19 protein-coding genes are annotated in these 14,388 nt (G+C 39.6%); all 19 read right to left on the bottom strand.

Annotated features, from left to right (window positions below; genetic code table 11):
- Window positions 1–49: 49 nt before the first annotated feature.
- Window positions 50–1,132, bottom strand: coding sequence for a flagellar biosynthesis protein FlhB (gene flhB, locus ACLIJJ_RS08860; protein WP_233314384.1), 1,083 nt, complete (start codon window positions 1,130–1,132; stop codon window positions 50–52).
- Between the two features lie 4 nt (window positions 1,133–1,136).
- The gene (gene fliR, locus ACLIJJ_RS08855) at window positions 1,137–1,910 is read right to left on the bottom strand and encodes a flagellar biosynthetic protein FliR (RefSeq protein ID WP_233314385.1); all 774 of its coding nucleotides are present in this window, start codon (window positions 1,908–1,910) and stop codon (window positions 1,137–1,139) included.
- 4 nt (window positions 1,911–1,914) lie between these two features.
- On the bottom strand, window positions 1,915–2,184 hold the full coding sequence (fliQ, locus tag ACLIJJ_RS08850; protein WP_233314386.1) for a flagellar biosynthesis protein FliQ: 270 nt from the start codon (window positions 2,182–2,184) through the stop codon (window positions 1,915–1,917).
- 15 nt (window positions 2,185–2,199) lie between these two features.
- Window positions 2,200–2,865, bottom strand: coding sequence for a flagellar type III secretion system pore protein FliP (gene fliP / locus ACLIJJ_RS08845; RefSeq protein ID WP_233314387.1), 666 nt, complete (start codon window positions 2,863–2,865; stop codon window positions 2,200–2,202).
- Window positions 2,858–3,559 (bottom strand): flagellar biosynthetic protein FliO, encoded by a 702-nt coding sequence (locus tag ACLIJJ_RS08840; protein ID WP_237941187.1) that lies wholly within the window; start codon window positions 3,557–3,559, stop codon window positions 2,858–2,860. The genes fliP and ACLIJJ_RS08840 overlap by 8 nt, the downstream gene beginning before the upstream one ends.
- A 30-nt stretch (window positions 3,560–3,589) precedes the next feature.
- Window positions 3,590–3,952, bottom strand: a complete 363-nt coding sequence (gene cheY, locus ACLIJJ_RS08835) for a chemotaxis protein CheY (RefSeq protein ID WP_233314389.1) — start codon at window positions 3,950–3,952, stop codon at window positions 3,590–3,592.
- 30 nt (window positions 3,953–3,982) lie between these two features.
- Window positions 3,983–5,164, bottom strand: a complete 1,182-nt coding sequence (gene fliY, locus ACLIJJ_RS08830) for a flagellar motor switch phosphatase FliY (protein WP_233314390.1) — start codon at window positions 5,162–5,164, stop codon at window positions 3,983–3,985.
- Complete coding sequence (gene fliM, locus ACLIJJ_RS08825) at window positions 5,154–6,152, bottom strand: flagellar motor switch protein FliM (RefSeq protein ID WP_233314391.1); 999 nt, start codon at window positions 6,150–6,152, stop codon at window positions 5,154–5,156. The genes fliY and fliM overlap by 11 nt, the downstream gene beginning before the upstream one ends.
- A gap of 36 nt (window positions 6,153–6,188) precedes the next feature.
- On the bottom strand, window positions 6,189–6,617 hold the full coding sequence (fliL, locus tag ACLIJJ_RS08820; RefSeq protein WP_233314392.1) for a flagellar basal body-associated protein FliL: 429 nt from the start codon (window positions 6,615–6,617) through the stop codon (window positions 6,189–6,191).
- Window positions 6,604–6,828 carry a flagellar FlbD family protein gene (locus ACLIJJ_RS08815; RefSeq protein ID WP_237941185.1) on the bottom strand — a complete coding sequence of 75 codons (225 nt, stop codon included), beginning with the start codon at window positions 6,826–6,828 and terminating at the stop codon, window positions 6,604–6,606. Before ACLIJJ_RS08815 ends, fliL begins: the two co-directional genes overlap by 14 nt.
- A gap of 57 nt (window positions 6,829–6,885) precedes the next feature.
- Entirely contained in the window at window positions 6,886–7,668 is a 783-nt protein-coding gene (gene flgG / locus ACLIJJ_RS08810; protein ID WP_237941184.1) for a flagellar basal body rod protein FlgG, read from the bottom strand.
- Between the two features lie 92 nt (window positions 7,669–7,760).
- On the bottom strand, window positions 7,761–8,147 hold the full coding sequence (locus ACLIJJ_RS08805; protein WP_233314395.1) for a TIGR02530 family flagellar biosynthesis protein: 387 nt from the start codon (window positions 8,145–8,147) through the stop codon (window positions 7,761–7,763).
- 11 nt (window positions 8,148–8,158) lie between these two features.
- Window positions 8,159–8,797, bottom strand: coding sequence for a flagellar hook assembly protein FlgD (gene flgD / locus ACLIJJ_RS08800; protein ID WP_233314396.1), 639 nt, complete (start codon window positions 8,795–8,797; stop codon window positions 8,159–8,161).
- An 18-nt stretch (window positions 8,798–8,815) separates the two neighbouring features.
- Window positions 8,816–10,183, bottom strand: a complete 1,368-nt coding sequence (locus tag ACLIJJ_RS08795; RefSeq protein ID WP_411410760.1) for a flagellar hook-length control protein FliK — start codon at window positions 10,181–10,183, stop codon at window positions 8,816–8,818.
- Window positions 10,184–10,231: 48 nt separating this feature from the next.
- On the bottom strand, window positions 10,232–10,852 hold the full coding sequence (locus ACLIJJ_RS08790; RefSeq protein WP_233314398.1) for a MotE family protein: 621 nt from the start codon (window positions 10,850–10,852) through the stop codon (window positions 10,232–10,234).
- Window positions 10,852–11,304, bottom strand: coding sequence for a flagellar export protein FliJ (gene fliJ / locus ACLIJJ_RS08785; protein WP_233314399.1), 453 nt, complete (start codon window positions 11,302–11,304; stop codon window positions 10,852–10,854). Before fliJ ends, ACLIJJ_RS08790 begins: the two co-directional genes overlap by 1 nt.
- The gene (fliI, locus tag ACLIJJ_RS08780; protein WP_233314784.1) at window positions 11,301–12,623 is read right to left on the bottom strand and encodes a flagellar protein export ATPase FliI; all 1,323 of its coding nucleotides are present in this window, start codon (window positions 12,621–12,623) and stop codon (window positions 11,301–11,303) included. Before fliI ends, fliJ begins: the two co-directional genes overlap by 4 nt.
- 2 nt (window positions 12,624–12,625) lie before the next feature.
- Window positions 12,626–13,372, bottom strand: a complete 747-nt coding sequence (fliH, locus tag ACLIJJ_RS08775; RefSeq protein ID WP_233314400.1) for a flagellar assembly protein FliH — start codon at window positions 13,370–13,372, stop codon at window positions 12,626–12,628.
- On the bottom strand, window positions 13,365–14,381 hold the full coding sequence (gene fliG, locus ACLIJJ_RS08770) for a flagellar motor switch protein FliG (protein WP_233314401.1): 1,017 nt from the start codon (window positions 14,379–14,381) through the stop codon (window positions 13,365–13,367). Before fliG ends, fliH begins: the two co-directional genes overlap by 8 nt.
- Between the last annotated feature and the right edge of the window lie 7 nt (window positions 14,382–14,388).

Raw genomic sequence — 14,388 nt, 5'->3', positions numbered from 1 at the left:
ATATTTTCGCTCCTAACTAACAACCAAACATCTATATTTAAAGGTCTGACTAAGAATGCTGTTTTTTTGTGCGGTAGACATATGCAAGTATTTCCGCAACTGTTTTAAAAAACTCTTCAGGGACTGTTTCCCCAACATCTACTTGGCTGTACAGTGCTCGTGCTAGAGGCCTGTTTTCCACTGTGATAACCTCATGTTCCTTTGCAATCAGCTTAATTTTCTGAGCCAGAAAATCAACACCTTTAGCAACAACATACGGGGCATCGTATTTATCTTCATCGTATTTTAAACAGATTGCATAATGAGTCGGATTTGTAATAACCACATCGGCATTCGGCACATCCTGCATCATTCGGCGCATTGCCATCTCTCTTTGCCTCTGTTTAATCTTTGATTTGATTAGTGGGTCCCCTTCGATGTTTTTATATTCATCCTTGATGTCCTGCTTTGACATCCGGATGTTTTTTTCATAATCATATTTTTGATATAAATAATCAAAAAGAGCTAAAAATAACAGTGCTCCAGAACCGTATAACCCCATTTGAACCGTTAATTTTGCCAAGGTAATTAAGGTAGCCCCGATTGACTTTTGGGAAAGGAGAAGAATTTCCTCCAGCTTGTTCCAAAGAATAGCAAATGTAACAATGCCGATAACAGTAATTTTCAAGATAGATTTAAGCAGTTCGACAATGGATCTTATCGAGAACATTCTTTTTAAGCCTGATAACGGGTTTATTTTTTCGAGCTTAAACTTAATCGGTTCTGTCGTGAAAAGCACGCCAACTTGCAAGTAGTTGGCAATCACACCAGCAACTAATGCAGCTGCCATGATTGGGCTTAAAATTACAGCCGTTTGTATTAGTATCTCAATAAAGACACTTTTAATATTATGTTCTGTCAAATCCATGAGCATAAGATCCTGGAAGGAAAAATTCAGAAGGGAAACTATCCCTTTCATCATCGACCCGCCTACAAAGTTAAGGACAGCAAAGACAGCCAGCAGCACGAGAGCAGTATTTATATCTTGGCTTTTGGCAACCTGACCCTTTTTACGGGTATCCTGCCTTTTTTTCGGTGTGGCCTTTTCTGTTTTTTCACCAGAGAAAAACTGCAAATCCAATCTTAACAGCATGCTACTAACCTCCCATCAAATTCATCATATCCCGCATTGTCGTCAATATCGTCGAAAACAGATTGGAAACAGATGCCATGATAGCACCCATTACAATGATCAGCATAATAAGACCAACCACAATTTTCACCGGCACACCTACAACAAAAATATTTAATTGGGGAACAGTCCTTGCGACTATCCCAAGAGCAACGTCGACTAAAAAGATCGCGCCCACAACTGGGATGGACATTTGGAATGCAATGGCAAACATTAATGCGAGTGTTTTTCCGGCATATTGCATGATGTTTTCATCACCGAAGTTGACCCATGCCTGGTCAAGTGGAATGAATTGATAGCTGTAAAATACACCATCCAAAAGCAAATGATGACCATTAATTGCCAATAAAAAAAAGAGAGCAATAATATTTAAATACTGCCCTGTCAGCGGACTTTGTGTACCGGTTTGCGGATCAACAACATTGGCGATGGCAAATCCCATCTGAAAGTCAATTAATCCCCCGGCAACTTGGACAGCTGAAAATAGCATATATGCTAGAAAACCGATAAACAGTCCGACCATCGCTTCTTTAATAATAAGGAGATAATATGCCCCGTCCACTTCTAATGTTGGGGTTTCCATTCCAAAAAACATCATTAATGAAAGAAAAAATGAAAAACCTACTTTATGACTTGTCGGTATCGTCCGATAAGAAAAGAGAGGGAGCATAAGGAAGAAGGATGTCACCCTTACAACAATCAGCAAAAAAGCCGGGAACTTTGCTAAAAAATCCTCCATAGCTTCACCCTATAAACCTTGTCAGGTTTGAAAAGATGTCACTTGTGTAGGATAAAAGATGGCTTAACATCCAAGCTCCAAAAAAGATAATCCCTAAAAGGACAGCAACAATTTTTGGCACGAATGCAAGCGTCTGTTCTTGGATTTGGGTTGTAGCCTGAAATATACTGATTAACAACCCTACGGCAAGGGCTATAATAAGCAATGGCCCACTAACGACTAAAACCGTAAGGACCCCTTTTTCCGCAATTGATATAACCATTTCTTGTGACATGATGCATCACCCTTCTTAAAAGCTTTCTAATAAAGATTCAACTACCAAATACCAGCCGTCTACCATTACAAACAACAATATTTTAAACGGCAGTGAAATCATAACAGGCGGCAGCATCATCATACCCATAGACATTAAGATACTGGCAACGACCATGTCGATAACCAAAAATGGAATGAATATCATAAAGCCAATTTGAAAGGCTGTTTTCAATTCGCTGATTGCATAAGCCGGAACTAATGTTGTCAGTGGTATATCTTGGATAGATTCTGGTGTTTCCGCTTTCGAATAGTTGAGAAATAAAGCTAAATCCTTCTGTCTTGTATGCTTACTCATATATTCCTTAAAGGGGACTGCTGCATTCTCATATGCTTGTTCGAGACTAATCTCCTCATTAAATAATGGTGTTAAGGCTGTTTTGTTTACCTCTTGGAATGTAGGTGCCATTATGAAGAACGTCATAAACAAGGATAAGCCGATGATAACTTGGTTTGGCGGCATTTGTTGTGTTGCAAGCGCCGTTCTGACAAAGGAAAGAACAATGACGATTCTCGTAAAGCTAGTCATCAATATTAGGATGCTTGGAGCTAAAGAAAGGACAGTCAATAGCAATAACAATTGCACAGAAGTGGAAACATTTTCTGGTGCACTGTCATTAAAAAGCTGCATAAACTCATTCATCTTTTTCTGAACCTCTCTTTTTCAATTCATTCATTATTTCTTTGCGGCCGTTCGATACCTCTTGCAACTGCTTCTTTAAATGACTGGCGAAAGATTGTTGCTGCTGTTTCTGGTTAGGATAATTCTTTATGCCATTCATAACCTTTGTCACAATATCGCTTGGCTGTATAAGCTGGTCCATCTTTTGGTTATAGTCTTTGATGAGGCTTTTATATTCCTCTTCATCGTCTATTTCCTTTATAAGCTGGATGCTTTCGCCGACTCCAACTACGAGCAAGCGTTTGCCGACTTTCACAATTTGTATAGATCGATTGGCACCTAATGTCGTACCGCCCAGATTCTCAATAATTTGTGTGCTTTTAAACACATGATTACGTTTGTTAATAAAGCGGAGCACAACATAAAGCAGTGCAATAACAAAAAGAGTGGCAAAAATCATTCTAACAAAATCCCAAAATGTAAGCCCCACATCGCCAGCTTCTGTTACCGCAGTATCATTAGTTTCTGTCGTTGCTTCTGTCCCGCCGTTATCCGTTTGTTCATTACTTTTATTGTTTTCTTCTGTTTGGTTCTGATTTTTTTCAATTGCATCATAGACACTATTATCAAGTTGTTCTGCATAGGCTTGATGATTAAAGCCTAGCAGAACAATTAAGAGTAGTGAACATTTAATAAATAACTGTTTTGTATTCAAGTATGACACCCTCTAGTATTTGTTTCTAAATTATCCTAATGTTTTGCCGATTGCTTCAAGAACACGATCCGCTTGGAAAGGTTTAACGATGAAGTCTTTCGCTCCAGCTTGGATAGCATCAATTACCATCGCTTGCTGACCCATTGCTGAACACATAATGACTTTCGCATTTGGATTGATTTTTTTGATTTCTTTCAATGCAGTGATACCATCCATCTCTGGCATTGTGATATCCATTGTCACTAAATCTGGCTGTGTTTCTTTATATTTCTCGACAGCTTGTGCACCGTCTGCAGCCTCTCCAACTACCTCATATCCATTTTTAGATAAGATATCTTTAATCATCATTCTCATAAATGCTGCGTCATCTACAATTAGTATTTTCTGTGCCATAACTCTCTACCCCCATAAATATAAATTAGATTATTTTAAATTGTTTAAGCGGTCTGATTGACTTACAATGTCTGTTACACGAACACCAAAGTTTTCGTCAATAACTACAACCTCACCTTGCGCAATAAGCCTGTTATTGACAAGAATGTCAACTGGTTCACCTGCAAGCTTGTCCAGTTCAATAATAGACCCAGAGCTCAGCTCGAGGATTTCCTTAACAGAACGCTTTGTTCTGCCTAGCTCGACTGTAACCTTTAAAGGAATATCTAACAGCATGTTCAAATTCCTTGCTTCACTCTCATTTGGTGTGAAGGTTTCGAAATTAGAGAAAACTGCTGGCTGTACATTTGGCTGAGCTCCGCTATAGCTTGACCCAAAGTGCTGCGGTGTGCTCTGCTGTCTTTGTGGCTGCGGCGGCGCATAGCTTGGTGCCGGTGCCGAATTCTGTTCTGCATAGCTAGGTTGAACTGGCGGCGCTAAAGCAGGCTCTGGCCGTGGTGCTTCTTGGGCCGGAACTGGCGGTTCAGCAGGCTCTGCAGACGGGTTCAATAGACTATCTACAAGGCTTTTTGCAAAATCAAGCTGCAATAGCTGCATAATATTCGAATCAATCAAGTCTCCGATTTTTAAACGGAAAGAGATTTTGACGAATATATCATGATCTGGAATTGTTTCTGCTCCTTCTCCATCTGACAAATTTAAGATGTCGATAGCAGGCGGCGAAATATCCACCTTTTTACTAAAAATTGTCGACATAGATGTAGCAGCTGAACCCATCATTTGGTTCATTGCTTCTTGAACTGCGCTTAATTGGATTTCATCAAGCATTTCCGGCGGATTAGTGCCGTCACCTCCAAGCATCAAATCCGCAATGACAGCAGCATCTGATTGCTTGATAACCAACAGGTTCATGCCAGAGAAACCTTCTGTATAATTCACACTGATTGCCACATATGGATGTGGGAATTCCTCTGCTAAGTCTTTCTTCAGGACAACCGTCACATTAGGCGTTGTGATGTCCACCTTTTGATTTAAAAGCGTAGAAAGTGCTGTTGCAGAGCTTCCAAATGAAATATTTCCAATTTCACCTAGTGCATCTTCTTGGATTGAATTTAAGTAATCCTCCACTGCTAATTCTTCCTGCGGTTCAGGATTATCCCCTCTTAATAGAGCATCAATTTCATCTTGTGAAAGCATATCTTTACTCACCATCTTCTTTCCCCCTTTCTAAAGTCCCTAATACTTGTACAGCAACCTTCTTATTCACTTTTCCAGGCTGTCCGATAAATTTAGGTATGTCTCCAACTTTAATAATCAAGGGTTGATCTATCGTTTGATTCATCTCAATAACATCCCCTATATCAAGCATCAGGAAGTCTTGGATAGAAATATCCGATGTTCCAAGTTCAGCAACGACAGGAACAATCGATTTTTGAATGTTATTTTGCAACGCTTGAGCCACTTCAGGCACAGGTGCTTTCTTTTCTGTCTGCATCCAATAGTGTCCAGACAGCTTCGGTATTATTGGCTCTAACACAACATGCGGGATACAGATATTTATCATTCCGCTTGTATCACCGATTGTTGTATTTAGAGATATAACGACAACTGTTTCGTTTGGAGAAACCATTTGCAAAAACTGCGGGTTCACTTCAAACTCTGACAGCGTCGGTTCAATTTCCACAATATCCTCTAATGCTTCTCTTAAGTAATCGAAGGCCTGCTCGAATGTATTCGACATAATCTTCGACTCAATCTCCGTCAAGTTTTCTACTTTATTGACGCTTGTTCCTTTACCGCCCATCATGCGGTCCATCATTGCATAAGCAATATTCGGGTTCACTTCCATCAAGATTCTTCCATCAAGCGGTGTGACTTCAAACACATTCAGAATCGTCATTTTCGGTATAGACCGGATAAATTCTTCATAAGGAATCTGATCTGCTGAAGTAACCGAAATCTGCACTAATGTTCTGAGCTGAGCAGAAAAATATGTCGTCAAAAGTCTTGCGAAGTTTTCGTGGATTCTAGTCAAACTTCTGATTTGATCTTTAGAAAAACGGAGAGCTCTTCTAAAATCATAAGCCTTAACCTTTTTCTCTTGCTGTTCTTTCTTTAATTCGTCTGCGTCCATCTCACCTGATGACAACGCAGACAATAATGCATCAATTTCATTTTGGGATAAAATATCTCCTGACAAAAACCTTCACCTCAAATCTCATCATTCATCCCATTATTATTGGAGAAGAGAATTTGTTATATATACTTGCACTACTTTACCTTCTTGCATTAACTCATTAATCTTTTCTTTCAAATCATTTTCCAACTTAACTTGACCTTCTTTACCTTGCATATCTTTCGGTGTTTTTTCAGAAAGCTCTTGAATGATAATATTCTGAACTTGGAAAATTCGTTTTTCTAGTTCTTCTGCCGCTTTTTTACTATCTGTTTGCACTTTAAAGGATATGCGGATGAAGTTATCGGTTGCTAAATTGGTTGTTAATTCAGGAATATCAATAGAAGCTTCCACTACTTCATCAATCGTAGGTTCTTTCTCCTCTTTCTCTCCTGAAAATTTCCAAATATACACAAATGCTCCTGCTCCAACAAGAGCAATTGTCAGTATTAAAACTAACATAATAACAAGGACTTTATTGTTCTTCATCGTCTCTCTCTCCCAAGTTCGGTAATCCAAAAAGGTTAACAGATTGATAAAAAGCTCTCATTAACTTAACAACTTCTTCTTCTTTTTCTTTCACAACATACTTTCTCCCATTCGCCAATGTAATGGTTGTATCTGGGAAGGATTCTATTGTTTCTATAAATAATGCATTAAGCTTGAAAGTCTTTCCGTTTAATCGAGTAACATTTATCACTGTTATTTACAGGAGAGGGGGATTTCTACTTATCTGCCTCTCCTGCTCCTCCTTTTATTATCGTTTTAAGTTAACTAATTCTTGCAGGATTTCATCAGAAGTAGTGATGATTTTTGTATTAGATTGGAACCCTCTTTGGGCAACAATCATATCTGTAAATTCTTCAGATAAATCAACGTTGGACATTTCTAAATAACCGCTGTTAATTGTTCCAGCTCCATTTTCATTTGCAAAAGTCAATGTAGCTTCACCAGAGTTACCGGATACTTGGTAAGTGTTGCCACCAGCTTTATCCAAGCCTTCTGGGTTAGAGAACTTCGCAAGCTGAATTTGACCTGCATCTTGTGTTTCACCATTTTCATCCACATATGAGATGCTACCGTCTGTTCCGATACTGAAGGATTGTGCTGATTCAGGAATCGTGCCTGCTCCAGCTAATTTCAATCCGCTTGATGTTACAATGTTTCTGTCTGCATCAAAGTAGAAGTTACCGGATCTTGTATAGAAGTTAGAGCCTGCAGCATCTTGTACCACGAAATATCCATCACCGGAAATCGCTAAATCAAGCGTTCTCCCAGTTGTTTGCATACTTCCTTGTGTATGAATAGTGTCAATGGAAGCAACTTGAGAACCTAGACCAACTTGCTTAGAATTGATACCGCCTGCAGTTGCTGTTGGAGCTGTTGCACCTGCAGATGTTTGGCTGATAAGATCACTGAAAGTTGTTCTCCCTTTTTTAAAGCCATAAGTATTAACGTTAGAAATATTGTTTCCAATAACATCAAGCTTAGTTTGGAAGTTTTTCATACCGCTGATTCCTGAATATAGTGAACGTAACATTTAATTTTCCCCTTTCTAGTAAAAAGCTGCTTCTATCTATCCACAGCTAGGCCTCCATTACAGTCCAGCCTGACTCCCTAATGATTTTTTTTTTATTCATTCATAATTATTGTGCCATTTATATTTGTAAATATTTGCTCAGTTGCTTCTTTACGATTCATTGCCGTAATCACTGTATTATTTTTTGCGCTGACGATTAATGCTGCATCATTAAGCAAAACGAGTGATTCCTTGACTCCCATTTTTTTTGCTTGTTTCACTTTCTGTTCAATCTGCTTCCACTGTTCCTCATCTATCACGATTCCTCGCTGTTCGAGACGTTGTGATGCATGCTTGCTGATTGACAGTTTATCGAGTGAGAGCATTGATGTTTGTAAATGTGATGAAAAAGAAGCATTGCTGCTGTTTGATTTAATTGTCTTTATGCCACTATTGATTACGGCCTGTGATTTTAAAGAAGGATAAATAGGTCTATCCATCTAATCACTTCCTATTCAATTTTCGTAATTTGTCCTGCAGTTATCTGGCTTTGTTTGTCATCATCCAATATAAGCTGGATTTGGCCATTTTTTAATGATACTGACTTAACGACACTGCTAATTTCTTCGTTGTCTGCATTCATGTAGGAAACTGTTTTGCCGATTAGCTGGCTTGCTGTTACTAAATTATTGTCAGCAGATTCACTGTGTACAGTCGAAATGTTTCCAGGGTTGACAACAGTGCCATCCTCAAGCGTAAATTCAACATCTGTTCCTTTATAAGCAATAGATGCAACCTTGCCATTTCCAGATGTAATGGATTGTTCACCATTTTCACCTGTTTCCACTTTCGTCCATGAAACTTCCTTGCCGACAAACTGTCCGTAGGAAATCAAGTTCGATTGTGTTTGCAAGGAGATGAAATTACTCATTGTTGTGTTCATATTTGTCATTTGCTCTAAGCTTGAAAATGTAGCCATTTGAGCGATAAAATCTTTATCTTCCATCGGGTTTGTCGGGTCCTGGTTTTGCAATTGCGTAATAAGAATCTTTAAAAAGTCATCTTTGCCCAGACTTGTGCTACCCGTATTACTTGTTTGATTCTGATAGTTTGATAAATAAAGGGAAGAATCATCGATTTTAGTTGCCAATTAGTAAATCCCCTTTCCTTACAATCCTGCTTGCAGAAGTTCATCCATGAAGCTTGTTTCCTCTTGCTCCTTGTCTGTTGCTTTATTCCCTTCTTTGTCTGCAGGCTGCTGCTGTTTGTTTTCCTGCTGGCTTTGCTGATCCTTTGTTTCTTTGTCCTGTGCTTGTTGAACAAAGGAAACTTCAATCTTGTCAACATTAAGATTTTGTGAGCTCAGCCCATGCTTTAAGCTGTTCATATGAGCATCTAATGCTTCTTTTGCTTGTGCTGTGGTTGTCATTATCTTCGCAACTATATTCCCATCATTTTGCAGTATCTCAATTCTTAATGACCCAAGATTTTCAGGGGCTAGTCTTAATATCAGCTTTTGACTGTTGCCGACTTTCGTAAACGAACTGCTCTTTAAAATATTTTCAAGCTGCTCTTCGAGTTCGTTTCCAGTAACCGGGCTGCCTGAGCCTTGAATTAACGTTAATGCTCCTGGCTTTCCGAAAGAAGCTGTATTTTGAAGCTGTCCTGCAATTGCTGGCATCTTCCATTCTGTTTTGCTTGATGTGTCTGTTTCTTTTGGTTCAGCAGCTGACTCTTGTGTCACTGCCGCAGCTGTTGTTGCTTCTGCCTTCTTTAGTGTTCCAACAAGCAATGGGTTCAGCACCTTATTAGGCAATGCTGGAGCATTATCTTGCTTTTTAGCTAATGTTTCGACTTTTTGAATAATAGCATCTATCAAAGTTTTTACTGCAGTTTGCCCATCTTTTTCTGTGCCTGCTTTGCTGCTTGGAGTCCCAGACATGTCATCAGTGGCCTCTTTCTGCAAAATAGCTGCAGCTTCTGCTGCTTGGGAAGCTGTTGGTGATTGACCACCTGCTGCTTGCATTAAGCTTGTGAACAGTTTAGCTAAGCTTTGAATCATATCTGCAACCTGATTGTTCAAGGAAAGATCAGGATTTTGGCCAGCAACCTGCTGAATTGCCTTTAATTGGTTGATCATTTCTGGAAGGTCAGTATTTGTAAACATGCCGTTTGAAATGTTTGCAATGTCCAGCCCTTTCAACAAATCCATCAATTGGTTGATCACTAGATCGTAAGCTGTTTCTAAAGAATCGGATACATCCTTTCCTTCTTCTCCATTAGCAGCAAGAAGCTGCTGAATCGCAGTTAAGCTTTCTGCGAGTTGCTCTTGATCTACCGGTTCTTCTGTTAAAATATCTGTTAAGCCTTGTAAACTCCCGCTTTTCTCTTGCTCTGGCGCTGCTGTTTCTTGCGGAGCTTTCCCTTTTAACATCCCGCTGATCATTGATGTAAATTTATTTTTATCTGCCGCCTTAAAGGAAAGCTGACTTGATGTATTTCCTGTTGCATTTATCCCCACACTATTAAGCAGCATCTTGTCACCTCCTTTCAGAACATTTCTATAAATGGATTTAATACTGTTTTAAGTGCTGCTATTATCTGTGGCAGTTTCACCTGCAGAATCAGTTGCTGCTAACAGTTCTGTATATTTGCTCGCTACAGAAGGTTCCATTTTCTCTAATATCGACGCAAGTTTAGCAGGTTTAAGGGATGCCAATATTTTCAATCCCTCATTCTCAGACATTTCTGAGATAATGGCCGCCGAATTTTTTGCTGACATTGTTTCATATGTCTTTACAATATCATCGAAGGCTTTTTGTGTTTTTTCTTGTGTATTTTTGAGTTCATCGAGCTGATTCTGGAGCTTGATTTTGTCAACTTTCAAAGCCTTGCTTTCCTCTTCACTCACTTTTAGCTGTGATTCTAGTGTTTCTATATTTGTTTGCTGCTCTTTAAGCTGACTTTCTAAATCTGCGATATTCTGTTTATTGTCTTCAATAATCTGATCTGTTGATGCTTTCTCAGAACTTAGGAATGGAATCTGATTCATTAATTCTTTTCCTTTTGTGACAACATCCGCACCGGAATATACCATTAAGATTAATCCGACGACAACAGCAAACATTATTGGTATAACAACAACCAGCAGAAAACGCTGAAAAAAGTTAAATGATTTCTTTTTATCATCGATTAAGTTATCCATTAGCTACCTAACCTTCCTGGCTGCATATATTGCTGGATGGAGATGTCATCCATCTGCTTTGCCTCTAGTACCTTTTCTGTATGGATAAATTGTAGTAAATCTTTCTCTTTGATTTTGACGAACTTCTTCACTTCCAGGTTTTTATCAATCAACTTCTGCTGATAAAAATTCATGGAGTTCCGTGCGTTAACAACCATTTGCTGACTATGCTCAATCATCTTAGCTAAGTTGTTGATAAAATGCTGATGATGCCTGATTGACTGAACAGAAAGTCCGCTAACAAGCTCGTTCGATTGGTATTCTTCCAATTCTTCCTTGCGCTTCAAGAGCTCATACAGCTTCTCGGCCGCTTCCTCAAAGCGCTTGACAGCTTGGTTGTAGTCCGCGCTCGCCTCATCCTTTTCTCTTTCTTTAATTGTCATGATTTTTTCAAACTTAAACTTATAGCTCATCGGTTATCCCCTACTCCAGATAATGATATTAATGCCTGAACACTTTCTTCTAGGGAGATTTTTTCATCTGTCGATTGCTTGATGTACGATAAAATATCAGGATATAAGCGGATTGCTGTATCGATTTCCAAGGAGGAACCTTTTTTGTATGCCCCGATATTAATTAAATCTTCAGAGTTGATATAGGTGCTCAGTAAATCTCTTAATTTTTCTGCTGCACGCACATGAGCTTTAGGAACAATATGGTTCATGACCCTGCTCACACTTTTCAAAACGTTAACTGCCGGATATTGGCCCTTATTGGCCAGATCCCTGTCTAATACATAGTGACCGTCCAATATCCCCCGAACAGTGTCGGCTATTGGCTCATTCATGTCATCCCCATCAACTAGGACCGTGTAGAAGGCCGTGATGCTGCCATGCTCATTTGTACCTGTTCTTTCTAAAAGCTTCGGCAAAATGGCGAAAACAGATGGAGTATATCCTTTTGTTGTCGGCGGCTCACCGATTGCAAGCCCCACTTCCCTTTGTGCCATCGCAACCCTTGTTACAGAGTCCATCATCAACATTACATTCAAGCCTTTATCACGGAAGTACTCGGCAATTGCTGTTGCAGTATAAGCTCCTTTAATCCGCATTAATGCTGGCTGATCACTTGTTGCAACAACAACGATGGATCGCTTTAAACCTTCTGGACCTAAATCTCTTTCAATGAATTCCCTTACCTCTCTGCCCCGCTCTCCGATGAGGGCGATGACGTTAAGATCCGCTTTCGTGTTTCTGGCAATCATACCGAGCAATGTACTTTTTCCGACACCACTACCTGCGAAAATACCAAGGCGCTGTCCTGTCCCGACAGTAAGAAGACCATCAATCAGTCTAACTCCCACTTCCATTGATTCAGATATAGGCGGACGTTTTAACGGGTTTGGCGGATCTTGGTCAATCGGCACACTTTTTAAGCCTTTTGGAAGGGAAGATCCATCAAGCGGCATACCTAGTGCATCGACGACTGTACCAATCATGCCGGCACCAGCCTTGATTTCTAGAGGATCAGATGTTCCTTCTACAAGGCAGCCTGGCGAAATATCATTCACAGTCGTATATGGCATCAGGATAATCCCGTCTTCCTTAAAGCCTACAACCTCTGCTTTAATGACTCGTTTCTTCTTTGTTCCTATATATATATTGCATACATCACCGATGGAGCTTTCAGGACCTTGCGACTCTATCATAAGACCAACCACTTTTTTCACTCTGCCATAACGTTTATACGGATCGATGGTATCAATCGATGATAGAAGTTCTGCCGCTTTCATCCTCATTCACTCTCCAATAGGTCTAGTAGTTTCTGCTTAATCATTAACAGCTGTGTATCCACACTCGCTTCAATTCTTCCGTTAGCCGTCTCAATAATACAGCCATTTTCTGCTGCTGCTTCATCAGGAAAGATGAACAAGCTTGGCTTAATTGGGAACAGCGCTAATAATTCATCCTTCTCTGACAGAAGATATTGATAATGTAATGGATTAACATGAAGCTGAATTTCCTTTTGATCTCTTGTTTCTTTTAAAACCTTTTTGACTAGCTGTAAGAAATGTTCTTTATTTTCTGAAATGCTTGTCTGAACGATTTTTTCGGCAACCTTCATACCAAGCTCTAAAATTTCCGTTTCTGCACTATTAATATAATTCTCATAGTCCAGCTTGCTAGCTTCAATGATGCTTTTTGCTTGTTCAAGATACTCTGCATACTCTGTGTATCCAGCATTTTGACCCTCGTTGATACCTATTTGGTATCCCTCGCGATGTGCTTCTTCCATCAAAGTGTTTTTTTCTGTTTGCCAGTTATCCTTTTCTTGCTGCAGCAGCTCTCTTGCAGCTGCTGCTTCGCTTTTTGCCTCTTCAAGAATTGCTGCAGCCTCGCGCTTTGCTTGATCAACAATTCGTTTATATTCTTCATCTGATTGAATATCTGCAGTTTGAAAGCTATTCACGTATTTTATTGAGATGATTTTTTCATTTGCCTGTTCTGCATTTGCCAAACTTGATTTAATAAGCCTAGACAATAATATCATCTCCTCCGCCGCGTGCTACGACAATCTCACCAGAGTCTTCTAAACGTCTAATAATAGCAACAATTCTTGATTGAGCTTCTTCGACGTCTTTCAAGCGGACAGGTCCCATGAATTCCATTTCGTCTTTGAAGGACTCGACCATTCTTGCTGACATGTTGCTGAATACAATTTCTTTTACCTCGTCGCCAGAAACCTTTAGTGACAGCATGAGGTCTTCGTTTTCACACTCACGGATAATACGCTGAATTGCACGGTTATCCAATGTAACAATATCCTCGAATACAAACATTCTTTTCTTAATCTCTTCTGCCAGTTCAGGATCTTGTATTTCAAGCGCATCTAAAATTGTTCTTTCTGTTGAACGATCGACACCGTTAAGAACTTCAACAACTGCTTCAATGCCGCCTGTTTGTGTGTAATCCTGCGTAACAGTGCTAGATAATTTCCGCTCTAAGATTTGCTCTACTTCATTAATAATTTCCGGCGAAGTGCTATCCATAACCGCAATCCTTTTTGCGATATCTGCCTGCATTTCTTGAGGCAGTTCAGACAATATTTGTCCAGCCTGAGTAGGATCTAAATAGGATAGAATCAATGAAATTGTCTGTGGATGCTCATTTTGGATAAAGTTCAGGATTTGACTCGGATCTGCTTTTCTTGCAAAATCGAATGGTCTGACTTGCAGTGAAGAAGTCAATCGATTCAAGATAACAGATGCCTGGTCTGATCCTAGCGCTTTTTCCAAGACCGTTTTTGCATAGCCAATACCGCCCTGGGCAATATAATCTTGCGCCAATGCTATGTTATGAAACTCTTCTAGTACCTCTTCCTTTGAAGTGTTCTCTACTTTCTTCACACCAGAAATCTCTAAGGAGAGTTTTTCTATCTCTTCTTCACTCAAATGCTTATAAACAGAAGCTGCTACATCTGGTCCTAAAGATATAAGCAGAACAGCAGCTTTTTGTTTTCCCGTAAGTTCCGTAGCTTCTTTTCTGGCCATCGTTGTC

This window comes from Niallia laureatilytica, assembly GCF_046613985.1.
In the GTDB taxonomy this organism is placed as follows: domain Bacteria; phylum Bacillota; class Bacilli; order Bacillales; family Cytobacillaceae; genus Niallia.
The sequence above is the reverse complement of the archived record's forward strand: the minus strand, read 5'-3'. Positions and strand labels throughout refer to the sequence as shown.